Raw genomic sequence first — 18620 nt, 5'->3', positions numbered from 1 at the left:
CCCTTTGTCCCCTGAAAGCAGCGGCCGGACGGCAGAGTGAGAGCCATGCGGCATTCTGCTCTAAACTCTTTACGGGGCTGTTGCCTTTTGACGTCCGATCAGTAGACTTTCCGCTCCTTCAGCGAACAGCTGTAAGCTAACAACACGGCAGAGCAGTATATGTCACAACTCGAGTACCACATCGTTCACCGCATCCGGCAGCAAATCAATCGTCTGGGACCGAACACAGCACTTCGTTATCCGCAGGATGGTCAGTGGCGGGATATCAGCTGGCACGCGCTGGGGGAACAGGTGCATCAGCTGGCGCTGGCGTTGCTGGTTCAGGGAGTCGGTGTTCAGGATAAAATCGGTATTTTCTCTCCGAATATGGTGCGCTGGACTATCGCTGATCTGGCAACCCTTTATCTGCGCGGTGTGACGGTGCCGATATACCCGACCAGTACGCCTCAGCAGGCGGCTTACATCATCAACAATGCCGATATCCGGGTGCTGTTTGTGGGGGAAAAGGCACAGCTTGATGCGGCGCTGGCTGTTGCCGCCGAATGTCCGCAACTCGAGCGCATTGTGCTGATGGAAGGGGACTGTGAAACGGAAGTACCGCAGGTATGTGATTATGCTCAGTTTGTCTCTGAGTCGACGCAGGCTGATCCGGATGAATTGGCGGCACGACTGGATGACTGCCGGATGGACGATTTGCTGACCCTGATTTATACCTCGGGGACCACAGGCACGCCGAAAGGGGTGATGCTGGATTATGCCAACTTCGCAGCTCAGCTTGAAGGTCATGATCAGCGACTGGCCCTCAGTCAGGGAGATGTATCTCTGTGCTTCCTGCCGCTGTCCCATGTGTTCGAGCGGGCCTGGACCTTTTATGTGTTACACCGGGGCGGCATAAACTGCTACCTGACGGACACCAATGCCGTGCGTGAAGCGCTGGTCGAAGTGCGGCCACACGTGATGTCCGCAGTGCCGCGTGTCTATGAGAAAATTTACGGAGCCGTGCAGGCTAAAGTTGCCAAAGCGCCGGTTCACCGTAGTGCACTGTTTCATGCTGCGGTTGCGATAGGCAGCCGGATGGCAGCGTGCCGTCAACAGCAGCGACCTCCCTCTGCGTTGCTGAAGTTGGCGCACAGAGCGGCAGACAAGCTGGTGCTGTCGAAACTGCGGGATGTGCTGGGCGGCCGGATCAAGTTTATGCCGTGCGGCGGTGCCAAACTGGATGCAGGTATTGGTCGTTTCTTCCATGCGATCGGAATTAACGTCAAGCTGGGCTACGGCATGACGGAAACGACGGCCACTATTTCCTGCTGGGATGACGGGGCGTTTAATGCAGACTCTGTCGGAACCGTGATGCCCGGTGCAGAAGTCAGGATTGGCGAGAATAACGAAATTCTGGTCCGGGGGCCGATGGTCATGCGGGGGTATTATAAACTGCCGGAAGAAACAGCCGCGAACTTTACCGAGGACGGCTTCCTGAAAACCGGTGATGCCGGGGCCTTTGATACGCAGGGCAATCTGTTCATTACCGATCGGATCAAAGAACTGATGAAAACCTCAGGCGGGAAATATATTGCCCCGCAGGTGATTGAGGGAGCGATTGGTAAGGATACCCTGATCGAACAGATTGCTGTGATTGCGGATGCCCGGAAGTTTGTGTCTGCGCTGGTGGTCCCTTGTTTTGAGACCCTGGAAAGCCATGCCCGGGAGTTGAATATTAAGTATCACAACCGGTTGGAATTGCTGAAAAACAGCCAGATTCTGGCGATGGTTGAAAAACGGATTGCCGAGCTGCAGAAAGATCTGGCCAAATTTGAGCAGGTGAAGAAATTTACCCTGTTACCGAAAGCTTTTTCTATGGATGATGGTGAGCTGACTCCGACACAGAAGCTGCGCCGTAAGGTCATTCTTGAGCGCTACCACAAGCAAATTGAAGCCATGTACAAAGAGAGTCACCGGAAAGAGCCGCCGCAGCACTGAGGGTCGGTAGCTTCACCGCTGTCGCCCCAGAGTCTGCTCAGTCAGCTTGTTCACTTCGCTAATTCTCATCGTTTGTCCGCATCGCGAGTTCAAATCACTTGCTCGCATCGTTTGGGGATGAATCAGCAGCCTGTTCGTCAGGCTGCTGCCAGCGCCTTCAGTTACACACGCCTCTCTTTTTCATGATTTTCTGTCAGATTTCCTGTTTTTCCTGACTTTGTTCAGGTGATATCAACTGTTCTGTTTGGTCAAAATTAGTTCATTATTCTGTTTATATAACACGCGATGGCTATTAATAAGGTGATTCTTATTTAGTACAGAAAATAACCACGAAATGGCTGTAGGGAATAGACGCCAGCGGTGAAAAAACGTTATGTTGGTCCACGGGTTCTGCCGGGGGGAACATCCCCTGGCAGGCGCATAGCACGAAAAACACATTGGATTTCTTTAGGCTAAAGATAAGCCCTAACTATGTTATACCCGTCTGTATCACTGACTTTGAAGAGTCTGTCATTTCAGCCGCAACCTCAATCGGCGGCAACTTCTGACGGCAGACCCGCTCGGTAATCTGGCGTAACCCGGTATGACTGTCTTCCCTGCTGCTCCGGCAAGGAAAGACGGCCCCAGCTCGTCATGAACAACCGGCAACTTCAGGTCAGAACTACGGTGCAGGCGCAGGTATACACGACCTGGAGGCAAGAATATGGAAATGTTGTCCGGCGCCGATATGATCGTTCGTTCAATGATCGATCAAGGCGTAAAGCATATCTTCGGTTACCCTGGCGGTTCTGTTCTGGATATTTACGATGCGCTGCACGAGAAGAGCGACATCGAGCACGTGCTGGTGCGCCATGAGCAGGCAGCCGTGCATATGGCAGACGGCTATGCCCGTGCGACGGGCGAAGTGGGCGTGGTCCTGGTGACCTCAGGCCCGGGTGCCACCAACGCGATCACCGGCATCGCGACCGCATACATGGATTCTATCCCGATGGTTGTCCTGTCGGGTCAGGTGATGAGTGATCTGATCGGAAACGATGCGTTTCAGGAATGCGATATGGTCGGGATTTCCCGTCCGGTCGTGAAGCACAGTTTTCTGGTGAAGCGCACTGAAGATATCCCGGCCATCATCAAGAAAGCTTTCTACATCGCATCCAGCGGCCGTCCCGGCCCGGTGGTAGTTGATATCCCGAAAGATATGCTCAATCCCGCTAAAACATACCCGTACAAATACCCGGAAGCGATCAGCATGCGCTCCTACAACCCGACTCTGCAGGGGCACAAAGGTCAGATCAAGCGTGGTCTGAAAGCCCTGCTGGCTGCGAAGAAGCCGGTACTGTACGTGGGCGGCGGCGCCATTATGTCCGGTTGCGAGCAACAATTGCTGAAGCTGGCTGAAAGTCTGAATATTCCAGTGGTCAGTACCCTGATGGGGCTGGGCGCTTTCCCGGGGACGCACCACCACAGTCTGGGGATGCTGGGGATGCACGGCACCTATGAAGCGAACATGACCATGCACAATTCCGATCTGATTTTCGGGATTGGCGTGCGCTTCGACGACCGGACCACCAATAATCTGGAAAAATACTGTCCGAACGCCACGATCATGCATATTGATATCGACCCGTCGTCGATTTCCAAAACGGTGAAAGCCGATATCCCGATTGTCGGCTCGGCCGATGCAGTGCTGAACAGTATGCTGAAACTGCTGGAAGAGCAGCAGGGAACCAATGACAAAGCTGCACTGGATGAGTGGTGGAGTGAGATTGAATCCTGGCGTGCCCGCAAGTGTCTGAGTTATCAGACTGACGGAGAGCGCATCAAACCTCAGCAGGTCATTGAAATGCTGCACAAACTGACCAAAGGTGACGCGTATGTGGCATCGGATGTGGGTCAGCACCAGATGTTTGCCGCACTCTACTATCCGTTTGATAAACCACGTCGCTGGCTGAACTCCGGTGGCCTGGGGACGATGGGTTTTGGTCTGCCAGCCGCGATGGGCGCCAAGTTCGCGCTGCCGGATGCCGAAGTCCTGTGTGTGACCGGTGACGGCAGTATCCAGATGAATATTCAGGAACTGTCGACGGCGCTGCAGTATGATATTCCGGTGAAAATCATCAATCTGAACAACCGTTTCCTGGGGATGGTGAAGCAATGGCAGGACATGATTTATCAGGGGCGCCATTCACACTCCTACATGGATTCTGTGCCTGATTTTGCTGCAATTGCAGAAGCTTACGGCCATGTCGGCATCCGCATTTCTGATCCGGCGAAGCTGGAAAGTGAGCTGGAACGCGCTTTGGCAATGAAAGATAGGTTAGTCTTTGTTGATATCAGCGTGGATGAGACAGAACACGTTTACCCGATGCTGATCCGAGGCGGATCCATGAGTGAAATGTGGCTGAGTAAAACGGAGAGAACCTAATGCGCAGGATTGTATCAGTATTATTAGAAAATGAACCGGGTGCACTTTCACGCGTGGTGGGACTGTTCTCCCAGCGTGGGTATAACATTGAGTCGCTGACCGTCGCCCCAACGGATGACCCGACGTTGTCGCGTCTGAATATCACCACCAGCGTTGAAGATGCCGCGCTGGAACAAATCGAGAAACAATTACATAAGCTGATCGATATTCTGAAGGTCAGTAATGTAACGGATTCAGAACACGTCGAGCGTGAGCTGATGCTGGTGAAAGTGAAGGCCAGTGGTTATGCCCGTGCGGAAGTGAAGCGCACGTCTGACATTTTCCGCGGACAGATTGTCGATGTCACCAGTCAGATCTATACCGTTCAGCTGGCAGGGACCAGTGAGAAGCTGGATGCCTTTCTGGATGCCGTGAGCGAAGCCACGGAGATCATTGAAGTGGCACGAAGCGGAGTTGTCGGTATTGCCCGCGGAGAACGTGCCCTGAAAGCCTGATCTTTCAGTTAATTGATTCATTCTGTCAAAGCCTGCCTGGCATGTGTCCGGCGGGCTTTTTGACATCTGGTCGTCGTTTACCGGATATTCGACTAAAGTCTAATGAGTAAGGTGTCGATAGAGCAGCCCGAGTAAGAATCCGGCACAAATGATACCTCTGTACCTTAGACGAAAGTCGATAAGCAGCAGATCCGGGGGAATCAGATGATGTTGAAGACTGTTTTGGTTCGCACAACCACAGTACTGCTGTGCTGGCTCGGTTTTCATGTCAGTGCTTTATATTTCCTGTTGGCCGTTCTGTTACTCAATACGCATCACAAGGAAATCTTCGGCTGGTGAAACTCAGTCCGGAACGGCAATGCGTACTGTGTGAAAATGGCCGTGTGGAAATCAGAAAAAAGAAACGGGAGCCGAAGCTCCCGTTTTTAATGCGTCTGTTGCTGTCTGATTACAGAACGTGAACAGAAGCCGTGTTCGTTGTACCTGAAGGAACCAGCGCACCGGAGACCATCACAACGATGTCGCCTTTCGCGCCCAGGCCGGTTTCCAGCGCCAGTGCTTTACCACGTGCGTAGAAGGCATCGGTGCTTTCAATCGCATCAACAACGACAGGGGTCACACCTTTGGTCAGGCACAGCTGAGCCGCAGTTTTCGGGTTGGTGGTCACAGCCAGAATGTTTGCTGTCGGGAAGTATTTACGTACAGAGCGGGCTGATTTACCGGCTTCAGTCGCAACCACGATCAGCGGCGCGTTCAGCTTCTCAGAAGTATCCACTGCACCTTTACACACCGCTTCGGTGATGCGCAGGCGAGGGCTGTCCAGACGTGCGCTCAGTGAAGCACGCATTGCAGCGTCAGTGCGGTCACAGATTTGCGCCATGATGGTGACTGCTTCGATTGGGTATTTACCCTTCGCAGACTCACCAGACAGCATGACGGCATCAGTACCGTCCATGATGGCGTTCGCAACGTCACCCGCTTCAGCACGGGTCGGACGTGGGTTCTTGATCATCGAATCCAGCATCTGAGTTGCTGTGATAACAACTTTACGGGCACGGTTACATTTCTCGATCATCATCTTCTGCGCGAAGATCACTTCTTCAACCGGGATTTCTACACCCAGGTCACCACGGGCAACCATGATGCCGTCAGATGCTTCCAGAATCGCGTCGAAGTTGTCGACACCTTCCTGGTTTTCAATCTTAGAGATGATCTGAATTTTCTCGCCGCCGTTAGCGTTCAACAGCTCGCGGATTTCCTGAACGTCTTCAGCCTTACGGATGAAAGATGCCGCAACGAAATCAACGCCTTGCTCACAACCGAATTTCAGGTCCGCTTTGTCTTTCTCAGCCAGTGCAGGCAGGTTGACCGAAACGCCTGGCAGGTTCACTCCTTTGTTCTCACCTAGGTCGCCGTTGTTCAGCACGCGGCATTTCACTTCGGTGTCTGTGGTTGCCAGCACTTCCATTTCGATCAGGCCGTCGTCAACCAGAATGGTGTTTCCCGCAACCAAATCCTTGGCAAAGCCAGGATAAGTCACAGCTACACGGTCTTTGTTGCCGACAACAGCAGTGTCAGTGGTGAAAGTGAATTCCTGACCTGCAGTCAGGGTCACGTCTGCGCCGCCTTCCAGTTTGATGGTACGGATTTCCGGACCTTTGGTGTCCAGCAGAATCGCAACGGGTTTACCGGTTTGCGCCATCACTTCACGAACGTTCTGGATACGCTGACCGTGCTCGGCAAAGTCGCCGTGCGAGAAGTTCAGACGCATCACGTTCATGCCAGCGTTGACCAGCTTGGTCAGCATTTCAACAGATTCAGTCTTAGGACCAATCGTGCAGACGATCTTGGTTTTTTTCATTGAGAATATTCTCCGGAGAACTTGAAGGAAACTTTAGGCGCTTTATACCTCAAAGAACTGAATCAATAATGTTGAATCATGGCTACAAAATGAGATCATGATCGTGTTTTTATCAATAAAGTTCCGCAAGGTATCCGTCAGCCATTCAAATTGTTGGGCAACATTACTTGCTTTATGAAAGCAGTTGCTTTGCTTTGATAAAGCAGGCGAAATGAATTCACAGGCTGGCTGAACCGTCAACATCATCAGGATGGAGATCCGCTGCCAGTGCCACAAAGTGGCTGATGAAACAAGGTCGTAAGTATAGCAGAGTTTCTTTCCCATTCCAGTGTGTGAGTTGGGTCAACCTTTTGCTCCGACCAGCACGCTATGCATTTGATTCATGCGTCAAAGCCTCAAAGCGCAAGGCATTTGGGACATTTCCGGGACGACGTCCTGATGTTGCCTGTCCTGAAAAGTTTTTTATCAAATAACTAATTTTGTTGAAAACAAGTTGCCGTTTGATGACAGGCGCAGAATTCTGCCTCATTGAACCTGCCTTTGCCTTGTCCCCGCGCAAATTTCTGTTGTAAACGTCAGGCTTCTTTATTCTAACGGTTGAATAATCTTTTTCTATATTGATAATCATTATCATTAAGATTTGGTTTTATTCAATTTGTGGTTAATAAGTAGCAGGAGCGCCAGACGATGACAGCGGCAGACCAGACGAATATGAAGCAGGTGGGTCAACTCTATCAGCAACATCAAAGCTGGTTATCGGTGTTTATTCAGCGTCGTCTCGGTTGTCCCTATACTTCGGCAGATCTGGTTCATGATACCTATCTTCGGCTGCTCAGCAGTGGCCGTTTACCGGCTCCCGGTGAATCCCGGCGATACCTGACCCATATTGCCAAAGGCCTGGTGATTGATTTGTATCGTCGCCGTCGCGTGGAGTCGGCCTATCTGGAATACCTGCAACAGCAGCCGCAGGATGTTTGCGTGTCGCCGGAAGAACGTCTGCAGATGGTTGAAGCGCTGACCGCGGTGGATCGTTTACTGCGTCACCTGCCGGATAAAGTCCGGCAAGCTTTGCTGATGCGTCAGCTCGAACACATGAGCTACAAGCAAATCGCGGCGGCGCTGGACGTTTCGGTCTCATCCGTTGAGAAGTATATCGCCAAAGCACTGCAGGCTTGCCTGCTGGCCAGTATGGAGGCGAGCTTTTGACGCCGCATCGCATTTCAGTGGACGTCATCCGGCAGGCATCCCGCTGGATGGCCAGGCTCTGGGCCGACGATGTCAGTGATCAGGACAAACAGGCTTTTGACGTCTGGCGGCAGGATCACCCGGACAACGAGTCGGCCTGGCGACAGCTCACTCAGGTTCAGGCACAGTTTTTGGCCGTGCCTCAGCATCCGGCCAGCCGCCGCATTCTGATGACCCGGCGCAGGCAGGCCGTTAGTCCGGGGACATGGCCTGATTGTGTGAGCTCCGTAACAGAATAACCAGGAACATCGGGAGCCGGTTACGGCTTTTTCCTTCTCATACGGTGTACGGAGGCATTCACCATAATCATGAGAAGGAATTCACAGTGCATCAAAAGGTTAAGCCCAATCTCACCGCGTTGCTGCTGAAGGTTCATCTCGGGCTGGCTGTGGCAGTGTTGCCCGGCAAGGTCTGGGCTGAGTCTGCGGAACAACCCTCTGAAACTTCCGTCGGGGACCCCGATGCTGCACGCGATGAGTTGATGCTGCAGGAGGGTGGTTCCTTTCAGCACACCGCCGATGACAATGAGATGACTCTGGACACCATCAATGTCTCTTACGGCGAGTCCGGCGGGCTGACCCGTGATGAAGCCGGTGAGTTTGCGGTTTATGACGACGATCTGTCGACCGTATACACCGGCAAAGATGAGATCGAGCGATACAAAGGCAAGGATGCCGCAGATATGTTCAAGGGCATGCTGAACGTCTACAGCGGCGATGCCCGCAACGGCGGCGGGGTCGATCCCAGTATTCGCGGGGTACAGGGACCGGGCAGGGTGCCGTTGTCGATTGACGGAACGGAACAGGATCTGACGGTCTGGCGTGGGTATCGCGGGGTTTCGAACCGCAACTATATCGATCCCAATCTGGTGGGCGGGATCCAGGTGATCAAAGGTCCGTCGCTGACACCCAATGTGCATGCTTCGGTCGGCGGTGCTGTGGTGGTCAATACGATTTCCGCCGAGGATATTCTGAAAGTTGGTGAAACCTTCGGCGGTGAAATCGTGATCGAAGGCAGTAACAATGCAATTTCGCCCAGAGAGCCGGTGTTGCTGACCGGTCAGGATTACCGCACCGTGCCGGGGTTTCCGCAGGATAGTCCGGAGTATGCCTATGGTGATCCCTCGCTCTGGAAAGTGATGAGCAAAGACAAGGAACACAATCCGTTTGCCGGTGAAGACTATGCCTACCGGCTGGCACTGGCAGCGAAAAAGGAAAATTATGAGCTGCTGGCGGCTTATGCTTACCGCAACAAAGGGAATTATTTCAGCGGTACCCGAAATGCAGATTTTTACGATCATCTCGCTCAGGATGAACAGTTCATGACCCGGATTGACCCGCGCTCGCTTGCCAAGCGGCAGCGGCCCGGTTATGAAGTGCCCAATACCTCGAGTGAGCTGGAATCTTATCTGCTGAAAGCCAAATTCAGTCTGGTGGATCAGCAAACGCTGGAAATAGGTGCCCGGTATACCGATGCCACTTATGGCGAAATCATGGCCAGCCGCTCCGGTAATATCGGCGCAAACGGAGAAATGGCGCAATGGCCGCTCAGCCATGTTGAAACCCAGGCTTACAATATTCGCTATGCCTGGCAGCCTGAGAATCCCTATATCCATCTGACGTCCAATCTCTGGACCACGTATACCGTCAGCGATACCAACACCGCGGGTGGTTTTCCTAATTTTGCCAATCGGGTCGACATCGCAGATCCGACACCCGGAGCCAGCCCGTTGCTGCGCAATACGGCGGCGACCAATGCCAAAGACAGTCGGATCGGTTTTGACCTCAGTAATCAGATGTGGCTGACCGATACACTGGGTCTGACGCTGTCCGGCCGATATCAGTACCATAAATTGCGCTCTGATGATGAATACCGTGGGGAGGTCGATGGCTGGCGTCACTGGCCGCGGGAAGGGCGTCGTCAGGAGTATGAAGGGCAGTTCAATTTCCAGTGGCAGCCAGTGGATTTTCTACGTTTCACTGCAGGTGCGAGTTACAAGAATTACTGGGCCATTGATGACTTTTTGTCGGATCGGATTGCGGCCGGAGACAGTCGGTTCACCAAAGAGCATGCTGCAGATAAGGGGATGTTACTGTCTTATAAAACCCTTGAAAAATATACCCCGGAAGAGATTGAACAGAATGTTGCAGCTGTTGCTGATGACATTGTTTTGAAGAATTTCATCAATCAGATGCTGGGGAAACCGCCGTTGACCCCGCAAGAAGAAGCGGCTTTGTATCAGAAAGCCCGTACGACAACGACTTATGAAGTCGACCATGAAGGGAATGAATGGCTGCATGACGGTGAAGGCCGTTACAGCCGGGAGAACAACCCTTGCCTGATTGCCCAGCAGTCGCAGCCGAATTATATCGAAGGTTCCTGTATTGAAAGTGGAGCGCCGGTCGGGGCTTACGACAAACAAATCAAGGGTGGAAAGAAAAAGGGAAATGCCTGGGTCCCGGCACTGTCGGCTACCGTGATGTTTACGGATACCAGCCGGATGTATTACCGCTATACCGAGGCAGTCCGTTTCCCGAGTATGTTTGAAAGCACGCTGGGCTTTTCCGCCAACAATAATCCATATACCGGCTTAGACCCGGAACATGCTTATAACCATGAGGTTGCTTTCGTTCAGAACTTTGATGAGGCCGATCTCAAACTGACTTACTTCCATCACAGAACCAAAGATGTGATTGAGCGGTCGGGAAATATGATGCGTTTTTACAACATCGATCAGCAAACGCTGGAAGGACTGGAATTCCAGAGCCGGTACGACAACGGTGATTTCTTCTCCGATCTCAGCCTCTCTTACCTGCTGAAAAATGAAGTCTGTGATGAAAGCCTGGCGATTTTGTCTGATTTCAACGGTTCGACGCCGGACTGTGTCCATGCCGGGTTTGAGGGGGGATATCTGGCCGATCAGGCGATTCCGGAATATTCGGTGAATCTCAATATCGGCGGACGTTTCTTCGATCGCCGGATGGAAACCGGCTTGCGCACCGTCTTCATACCGGGCAGTAAACATGAAGAAGCATTGGCGCGGGATGACGCCTTAACTTTCGATGCTTATGCCCAGTACCGTTTCAATGATGCGCTGGCGCTGGAAGTGATCGGCACCAACCTGACCGATCTCTATTACATCGACCCATTGGTACGCTCCAGCGTCCCGGCCCCGGGGCGGACGGTGAAAGTGAAGTTGCAGGTCAATTTCTGACGATCAGAAAATTTGAATTTGTTTTACGGGTTTGAAGCCGTGGTTCGGTATACCCAATGAAGGCAGCGCCATGGGCCTTCATGAGCCAACTCAAACTTCAATAAGGATATGTAAAATGAAAAAAGCTGTTGTGATGATTGCCGTTCTTTCCGCCTGCATCAGCGGTGCTGCCCAAGCCAATATTGTCGGCACCCAAAGTGACAACACCCAGATTCTGGTAGGAGAATCGAATCTGAATGCCGGGCCTCACGTCGCAGGGCGTGCAGGCATTGGTGCAGCATCCATGGGTTCAACGGCGCAAAAAGTTGATTTTCAGGCCCTGAAAAATTACGGCCGCGTGAAAAACGGGGTTTATGTGCTGGGTGGCGGTCATTCGGGAATGGGGAATTTCAATTTTGCTAGAGTCGGTGCCGGTGATGTCTGGTTCGGGGAGTGGGCGAGCGATATCAGCAGTGATGCCGATCGGACGGTCTATTATGTGGGAGATACCGCAGGTACCACGCTGCCGACCAGCGGCACCGCCACCTATGCGGTGAAAGGGGTGAACAAATTCTCCGGCAGCAATGATCTGAACGGCACATTTACCGCCAACTTCAGCAACAACACTTTGAATGGCTCGATTGCCAACAGCCAGTATTCGCTGGGTGTGAATGCCACCATCAACAGCGCGACGGCAGCCTTTCACGGGACGGCCACAGTCGGGCCAGCGAACGGCACAGCGAAAGGCCATTTCTTTGGCAATAATGCGGCGGCACTGGCCGGGATTGCGCAATTTTCAGGCAGTGCAAAAATCTTTGATACCGCATTCGGCGGGACGAAACAGTAACCGATGGATACCGGGGCCTGTGTGCTGGCCCTGCTGAATGTGGCAGGGGCTGTGTGTTCGCGGCCCCTGTTTATTGTCGTCACGCCATCAGGGTATCTGCCATCAGGTTAACGCATGTTGATGATGTATTTGCGCCGACTGTCGTCATTCGCCGGTCTGGCCTTCCTTTCTCTTTTATTCTTTGCACCACTTGCCCAGGCAGATCAGGACACGAACCTCCGTCTGGAGCAGAACACGGCCTTGCAGGCCCGGGAAAAAGAACAACGTCTGCTGGAAGACGAGCAGGCCCGGGATGATACCGAAGCACTGATCATCGACGGTCAGGTTTATCAGGTCGAGGACAATCTCAATGCCCTGGGGCAGGTGATTTATCTGTCGGTGAAAGCCCGGCGCTGGGCTGCGGTCCGCGGATTTCTGCCCCGGTATCTGGCACTGCCCGGTCATGACATGATGCTGGTGCATTATGCGCAGGGCGCGCTGGCACGAACCGAGGGTGAATTTGACCAGGCAGAAGTTTCGTACCGGGCATTGTTGCGTTTACAGCCGGATTTTCTGCCGGGTCAGCTCGAACTGGCACGGGTGCTGTTCGAAAACCAGAAAAACAGGGACGCACAGAGACTGTTTGAAAAAATCCGCGCATCCCTGCCGTTGGATGATCCCAGAGCACAGGGCGTGCTGAAGACGGTGGATGCCTTTGCGCAAGCGCTGGCATACCGGGACAGCTGGCAGGGCGCAGTTTCCTTCGGTCCCGGTTACAACAATAACCTCAATCTCTCTTCAGAAAGTTATACCTGCTTACTTAGGATGCTGAGTGGCGAGTGTCTGGTCGAGCGGAAAACCCCGAAAGCCGAATCGGCTTACGGCACCACATTTGAAGCGAGCCTGAATAAACGAATCTCGCTGAGCGGTCATCATGGCATCAGTTTCCTCGGTCTGGCTTATGGTGAGAACTACGCTCATCACCGGCAGTACAATGAGCATACCCTGCTGACCTCTCTGGGTTACAGCTATCACACCGCTAATTATCAGTTACTTTCCGCGCCTTTGTTCGAATACCGGATGCAAGGGAACGATGCGCTATATCAGGCCTGGGGCGGCAAGCTGAGCGGGTTGTATCTGTTTTCGGCGGGCACGGCGTTCAAGCTGGAAGCTGAAGCGAAAGATTTGCAGTTTTTGCCGGACGGGCTGGATTTTCAGTCCGGCTGGCAGTACGCCGGCTATGCCACGTTCTGGCATCAGTTGCCGGGTCAGTGGCTGCTGTTTGGCGGGCTGGACTGGACAGATAAACACACGGATGAAGCTGTGTATGCCTACCACATGAAAGGCGTGCGGCTTGGCGTTCAGCGTACGTGGGAAATCGGCGTTGAGACCGCACTCTTCACCTCGTTCCGGCAGCGTGAATATCAGGCCTACAGTGCTTTGCTGGAAGCCACACGAGAAGACGACGAACAAAGTTATACGCTGGAAACCCGTTTCACCGGGCTGAGTCTTTGGGATCTGACCCCGGTGCTGACGCTGGCGCACAACCGGGTCAGCAGTAATGTGGATTGGCTGTACAGCCATGATCAAAGCGAAGTGAGTCTGAAAATCGAAAAGCGTTTCTGACCCGATCAAAAAAGTCTGAAAAAAATCCGGTATCCGATTACGGATTTGTCGTGCTCGTTCGGTATCTCTCATAGGCGTACTCGGCGCACACAATAGGCGCGTTTTACCGGGCGTGGTTTATCACGTCTGATGAACAGGGAAATATCAGAATGGAAAGGAATATGAATCAGACGATTAGATGGCGAGCCAGACAGGTGTTCATCAGGCGAGCAGCCATGTTTCTGGCGGGGATGCTGTTGTTTTGCCAGAGCTTTGTACAGGCAGAAACTGCGCCGCCTCCCGAAACCGGCGCAGATGCTGTGTCCGAGTCAGCTGAAGTTCAGACGTTGGATCCACATTCGGACCTGGTGTTGATCGAAGCTGTACAACCCGTATCGGCGCATCGGGCGCAAACCCATGCGGGCACGGACTTATCTCCGCTGGGGATGTATCAGGCAGCCGACTGGGTGGTGAAATCCGTGATGATACTGCTGCTGGCGGCCTCCCTGATGACTTGGTCCATTGGCGTGGCCAAACAGCTGCAGATCTCTGTTGCCTGCCGCCGTGCCCGGCGAATGTTGCGGGCACTGACGACGGCGGACACGCTGACGGATGGCGCTGAAAACACACAATCGGGTCAAGGGGCGGGGATGGCGCTGATTCAGGAGACCCGGCACGAGCTGATCCTGTCAGCCCGTGGCACTGCGAGTGACGGCGGGATCAAAGAAAGGGTGCAGGCAAGGCTGGAGCGGGTGCAGGTGTCGGCCGGACGCCGCATGAGCCGGGGCACCGGCGTACTGGCGACGGTCGGTTCAGTGGCGCCTTTTGTCGGCCTGTTCGGCACCGTGTGGGGCATTATGAATGCTTTTATCGGCATTGCGGAAACCCAGACCACCAATCTGGCCGTGGTGGCCCCCGGCATTGCCGAAGCCTTACTTGCGACTGCCATCGGTCTGGTCGCGGCCATTCCTGCCGTCGTCATTTATAACCACTTCACCCGGGCTATTCAGGGCTATAAAGCATTGCTGGCCGATATGTCCGTGGCACTGCTGGTGCTGGTCAGCCGGGATCTGGACCGGCAGCAGACCGGGGCAATGGCCCCCGCCTCTGTTCAGGCCTTGCAGAAAGCGGGGTAAGAGATGGCTTTTCAGACCCCGAATGACAGTGACGAACTGGTCGAAAATCATGACATCAATGTCACGCCTTTCATTGATGTCATGCTGGTGCTGCTGATTATCTTCATGGTGGCGGCCCCCTTATCGACGGTGAGTGTGCCGGTGGATTTGCCCAGTGCTGCCGCTGAGCCGCAGCCGATGCCGGACAAACCATTTTATCTGACCATTCAGAAAGATATGACTCTGACCCTGGGAGAAGACAAAACCGTGGCGCTGGAGGCTCTGGCCGGTGCACTGGCAGCGGCTCTGCCGGATCAGCAACAGCGGATTTACTTGCGTGCCGATCAGTCTCTGACTTACGCGCAGCTGATGGCGGTCATGAATCAGCTGGGGCAGGCGGGTTATCTGCAGATCGCACTGATTGGTCTGGAGCAGGTCAGGGGACCGGCCTCATGAGTACGCTGACCGGGGTTGGCAGTGAGCCCCGCGGGTGGGATGACAGCTGCCGCTGGTTGCTGACCGGAATCGCCGTCAGCGTGCTGCTCCATGGCAGCGCAGTTGCGGCGTACTGGTGGCAGTTTGCCAGCAAGTCTGTGTCTGCAGCACCGGCTGCCGCGCCGATGGCGATTACACTGATGATGCCGCTGGCTTCGCCTGTTGAGGATCAGAGTGAGCTTCCGCCGTCGGAACCGCAGGTACAGCGCACTCCGGCAAAGCGTGTTGAAACCGCAGCATCGAAAACAGACGATCGGGCAACAAAAACTGCCATGCAAGAACGGGTGGCGCTTCCTGTTGCGGAGAAGCCGTCGCCATTTCGTCGTCAGGAAAATCCGTCGCCAACAGTCCTGACTGAAGCTATACCCGAAACGATTCCGGAACCGATAGCCGATGCGCCCCCTGAGACGGCGTCTGCTGAATCGGCGGTTCTGAAACCGCCGTTGGCTGAACAAACAAGGGTTGAACAAACAAAGGCTGAACAAACCCAGGCCGAGCCTCTGTCGGAATTACCGGCGGTCCAAGAGCCGGAAGCCAGAGAACCGGTCGACACGGCACGACAGGCTGTCGAAGCCCGGGCGGCCAGTGCACCTCCGGGAGTGAAAGTGCAGGAGAAAGCCGAGGTGGTATCGGCACCGGCGCGGGGCCAGTTCAGCAGGTTTGGCGAGCAGCAGAAACAGACCTGGCAACGCAGGCTGCATGCGCATCTGGAGCAGCATAAGAAATATCCGCGTCAGGCCAGACGGTTCGGGCGTCAGGGCACTCCGGTGATCGCTTTTACCATGGACAGAAATGGCCTCGTGCTGGTCGTGAAACTGGTGAAGTCGAGCGGAAACCGTTCGCTGGATGAGGAAGCGCAGGCGCTGGTCAAACGGGCGGAACCCTTACCCAAGCCTCCGGCCAGTCTTGAGGGCGCACGCCTGACCTTCACCGTTCCGATCAGCTTCAGCCGTTCCGGCTGAGCCTTCTGTTTCGTCCGGAGCCTCAGAGCCAGTCACTCTCGCAATACACCAGATGGGCTTTGGGTTCCGGCGACAGGGTGATGACTTCGCCCTGCGATGCCCGTTGGTAGTCCTTCAGACGTTGTTCATCTTCAGGCTGCCATTGCTCGGGCAGCGTTTCTCTGAAAAGCGCCAGGATACGGGCGGCTTCGCCGGGCTGACCGAGTTCGTAGTAAGCTCTTGCCGTATAGACCGCTTCCAGCCGGGTCACGATGGGGATTGTTGCCAGTTCAGTCACTGCCGTGTAATTGTGCCGGGACAAATGAATCCGCATCTTGCTGTAGCGGATGTACCCCTGAGTCAGAGGAAGATCCAGAGTGTTTGCCAGACTGGTTGCGTGGTCGAGGTGCTGCATTGCCAGTTGCATCTTGTTTTGATCTGCGGCGATCCAGCTCTGAAATAATGCAATATTGGTTTCTAACAGAGGGGAGATATCTTTTTTCAGCAGCTGCGAAAAGGCTTTCCCGGCACGTGCCAGCTGATGAGGCTGTTGCGGATGTTTGCCCAGCCACTGCAGATCCAGACCCTGATCCATGGCTGCAAAGGCCAGGTAGAACTCACTGTCGAGTAACAAGCGCTGCGCCCCCAGTTGTTCAGCCAGTGCCCTGGCTTCAGAGAAATAAACTTCCGCTGACTGGCCCTGATGGGACTGCATCAGATAAAACCCCTGATAAATCAGGGCCTGCGCTAATTCATAAGGCTGGCCGAGCTCACGGTACATCGAGATAGCTTCACTGAGAGATGATTGGCGGATCGACAGGTCCGTCTGATCATTCTGTGCAATGGCCAGCAAGGTTGCGGCCTGACGCGGTCGATCCCCCAGTTGCCGGTAAAAATTCAGCGCCTTAAACAGCCGGACCTGATTGGCGGCCAGATCATTGCCGGGGATTTTTTCCAGCCCGACATTGGCCGGACGGCCGAGGTAAAACAGCTGATCAGCATCCTGACGCAAGGCCTGTCCTTTCCCCAGTAACGTGGTGAGGTTCTGCGTGAGCTGGTGATGGGTTTCCCAGTCCATGAGATTCCACGCCAGTTGCGTTTGTAACTGATATACACGCACGAGGGTGGCCGGGTCGTTTGCCTGTTCCGCAGCGGCGACAGCCTGTTCAATCAGGATGGCGGCATCCGGCTCACCCCGGCGGTAGCTGATCTCACTCAGCCAGTAGCGCTGGGCTGCGTACAGTGCCGGTTCCTCCTGCAGTCGCGCTTTAGGCAGTGCGTTCAGCTGCTGTTGTGCTTCCTGCCATTTGCCCAGGCGGACATCGGTGCCAGCCAGCTGAATCCGGGCCCACAGGTTGTCGGGTTCCAGGATCCGGGCGGCATCAAAGAATTTCCGGGCCGCCTGAGCCCCTTGTGTCTGCAGCAGGGATCGTCCCTGCGCCAGTGACTGTGCTGCAATGCCGGGGGATGGCTCTGGCTGAAGCGAGGTATGCTCCGGACGGAACAGGCGTTGCAGTTGATGGCTGACGGATGCGATGGCTGGGGTCAGCTGCGGGTAGGCCATGCTGCCCTGCTGGGTCCGCCCGTCAGCATAAATCAGCTGAAATTCCAGTATTTGCTGGTGGTTGTGCTGCCGGACGGCGCCAAACAATGCAGCCTGAAAGCCGCGCTGGCTGAGCAGGGTACGGATTTGCGCGGGCAGGGTTGGCCAGCTTAGTCCGGCATCCAGTAACCAGGCATTGGCAATGGCGGGCGGGATCACCGTGAGCTGCTGATTTTTGCTCAGCTGTGCCGCCAGCATGTCGGCCAGACCGAGCTGAATCCAGTCGTATTGTGCATCGCCCGTATCATTGATCAGCGGCAGGATCACCAGTCCGTTTTGGGGATGAGAGGAGCGTGCGGCGTGCAGTTCTGATGTTGGTACCGACATCAGATGCCAGGTAAAACCGCCGGTTGTCAGCACTGTGACAAGCAGCAGGCTGATGACAATGGCAGGCCAGTGCACAAACCAGGATTGGGACGTTCTGCGCTCTCGCTCCCCGTGTTTCATGGGAGAAGTCTGCTCGGTCTCAGGCTTTGGTTCAGCTTCAGTGTGAGTCTCAGTTTCAGGCGGGTTCAGCGGACAGATCCACTGATAACCCCGCTGGGGATAGGTGCGGATAAATTTCGGATTCTGCGCGCTGTCGCCCAGTGCCTTTCTCAGCTCCCGGATGCTCTGTGTCAGCGAATTTTCTCTGTATTCACTGTGGTCCCACAGAGCATCCAGCAGCGTGTCTTTACTGATCAGCTGATCCGGATGAGCCAGCAGAAAAGTCAGTATCTGAGACACTTTGTGTCGCAGGTGGATCTCGGTTTCAGTTGACGATGCGTGACTGGTCAGCCGTCCGGTCACGGTGTCGAAAGAAAAAGAAGCAAACTGATAGCTGGTCATCATGTACCCGGACTT

16 protein-coding genes are annotated in these 18620 nt (G+C 54.3%); 12 read left to right on the top strand and 4 right to left on the bottom strand.

The window, feature by feature from the left end; translation table 11 throughout:
• Positions 1-159: 159 nt before the first annotated feature.
• The 4 genes from L4174_RS14170 (at position 160) to L4174_RS24040 (ending at position 5232) form a co-directional block, all read left to right on the top strand.
• Positions 160-1977, top strand: coding sequence for a long-chain fatty acid--CoA ligase (locus L4174_RS14170; protein WP_248141525.1), 1818 nt, complete (start codon positions 160-162; stop codon positions 1975-1977).
• Positions 1978-2680: 703 nt separating this feature from the next.
• Positions 2681-4399, top strand: a complete 1719-nt coding sequence (locus L4174_RS14165; RefSeq protein ID WP_248141524.1) for an acetolactate synthase 3 large subunit — start codon at positions 2681-2683, stop codon at positions 4397-4399.
• Positions 4399-4893 (top strand): acetolactate synthase small subunit, encoded by a 495-nt coding sequence (gene ilvN, locus L4174_RS14160; RefSeq protein ID WP_036750099.1) that lies wholly within the window; start codon positions 4399-4401, stop codon positions 4891-4893. The genes L4174_RS14165 and ilvN overlap by 1 nt, the downstream gene beginning before the upstream one ends.
• A 204-nt stretch (positions 4894-5097) precedes the next feature.
• Positions 5098-5232 carry a hypothetical protein gene (locus L4174_RS24040; protein ID WP_256549383.1) on the top strand — a complete coding sequence of 45 codons (135 nt, stop codon included), beginning with the start codon at positions 5098-5100 and terminating at the stop codon, positions 5230-5232.
• 109 nt (positions 5233-5341) lie between these two features.
• Here L4174_RS24040 and pykF read toward each other — a convergent pair whose 3' ends face one another.
• Genes pykF through L4174_RS14145 form a run of 3 tightly spaced genes read right to left on the bottom strand, consistent with a single transcriptional unit; the run spans position 5342 to position 7388 of the window.
• The gene (gene pykF, locus L4174_RS14155) at positions 5342-6754 is read right to left on the bottom strand and encodes a pyruvate kinase PykF (protein WP_248141523.1); all 1413 of its coding nucleotides are present in this window, start codon (positions 6752-6754) and stop codon (positions 5342-5344) included.
• 42 nt (positions 6755-6796) lie between these two features.
• Positions 6797-7078 carry a hypothetical protein gene (locus tag L4174_RS14150; RefSeq protein ID WP_254589085.1) on the bottom strand — a complete coding sequence of 94 codons (282 nt, stop codon included), beginning with the start codon at positions 7076-7078 and terminating at the stop codon, positions 6797-6799.
• Positions 7079-7121: 43 nt separating this feature from the next.
• Positions 7122-7388, bottom strand: a complete 267-nt coding sequence (locus L4174_RS14145) for a hypothetical protein (protein ID WP_248141522.1) — start codon at positions 7386-7388, stop codon at positions 7122-7124.
• A gap of 53 nt (positions 7389-7441) precedes the next feature.
• Between L4174_RS14145 and L4174_RS14140 the strand changes: the two genes are divergently transcribed.
• The 8 genes from L4174_RS14140 to L4174_RS14105 all read left to right on the top strand — a co-directional run bounded on the left by L4174_RS14140 (position 7442) and on the right by L4174_RS14105 (position 16195).
• Positions 7442-7960, top strand: a complete 519-nt coding sequence (locus L4174_RS14140) for a sigma-70 family RNA polymerase sigma factor (protein ID WP_248141521.1) — start codon at positions 7442-7444, stop codon at positions 7958-7960.
• On the top strand, positions 7957-8238 hold the full coding sequence (locus L4174_RS14135) for a DUF4880 domain-containing protein (protein ID WP_248141520.1): 282 nt from the start codon (positions 7957-7959) through the stop codon (positions 8236-8238). The genes L4174_RS14140 and L4174_RS14135 overlap by 4 nt, the downstream gene beginning before the upstream one ends.
• Positions 8239-8324: 86 nt before the next feature.
• Entirely contained in the window at positions 8325-11213 is a 2889-nt protein-coding gene (locus L4174_RS14130; protein WP_248141519.1) for a TonB-dependent receptor domain-containing protein, read from the top strand.
• A gap of 115 nt (positions 11214-11328) precedes the next feature.
• On the top strand, positions 11329-12039 hold the full coding sequence (locus tag L4174_RS14125) for a Slam-dependent surface lipoprotein (protein ID WP_248141518.1): 711 nt from the start codon (positions 11329-11331) through the stop codon (positions 12037-12039).
• A gap of 114 nt (positions 12040-12153) precedes the next feature.
• On the top strand, positions 12154-13644 hold the full coding sequence (locus L4174_RS14120; RefSeq protein WP_248141517.1) for a porin family protein: 1491 nt from the start codon (positions 12154-12156) through the stop codon (positions 13642-13644).
• Between the two features lie 161 nt (positions 13645-13805).
• On the top strand, positions 13806-14759 hold the full coding sequence (exbB, locus tag L4174_RS14115) for a tonB-system energizer ExbB (protein ID WP_248141516.1): 954 nt from the start codon (positions 13806-13808) through the stop codon (positions 14757-14759).
• Between the two features lie 3 nt (positions 14760-14762).
• On the top strand, positions 14763-15194 hold the full coding sequence (gene exbD, locus L4174_RS14110; RefSeq protein ID WP_248141515.1) for a TonB system transport protein ExbD: 432 nt from the start codon (positions 14763-14765) through the stop codon (positions 15192-15194).
• Complete coding sequence (locus L4174_RS14105) at positions 15191-16195, top strand: energy transducer TonB (protein ID WP_248141514.1); 1005 nt, start codon at positions 15191-15193, stop codon at positions 16193-16195. Before exbD ends, L4174_RS14105 begins: the two co-directional genes overlap by 4 nt.
• A 22-nt stretch (positions 16196-16217) precedes the next feature.
• On the opposite strand, the gene L4174_RS14100 is transcribed toward L4174_RS14105, so the two are convergent.
• Entirely contained in the window at positions 16218-18608 is a 2391-nt protein-coding gene (locus tag L4174_RS14100; protein ID WP_248141513.1) for a winged helix-turn-helix domain-containing protein, read from the bottom strand.
• Positions 18609-18620: the final 12 nt, after the last annotated feature.

Origin of the sequence: Photobacterium sp. CCB-ST2H9 (assembly GCF_023151555.2) — a bacterium.
Taxonomy (GTDB): Bacteria; Pseudomonadota; Gammaproteobacteria; order Enterobacterales; family Vibrionaceae; genus Photobacterium.
The sequence above is the reverse complement of the archived record's forward strand: the minus strand, read 5'-3'. Positions and strand labels throughout refer to the sequence as shown.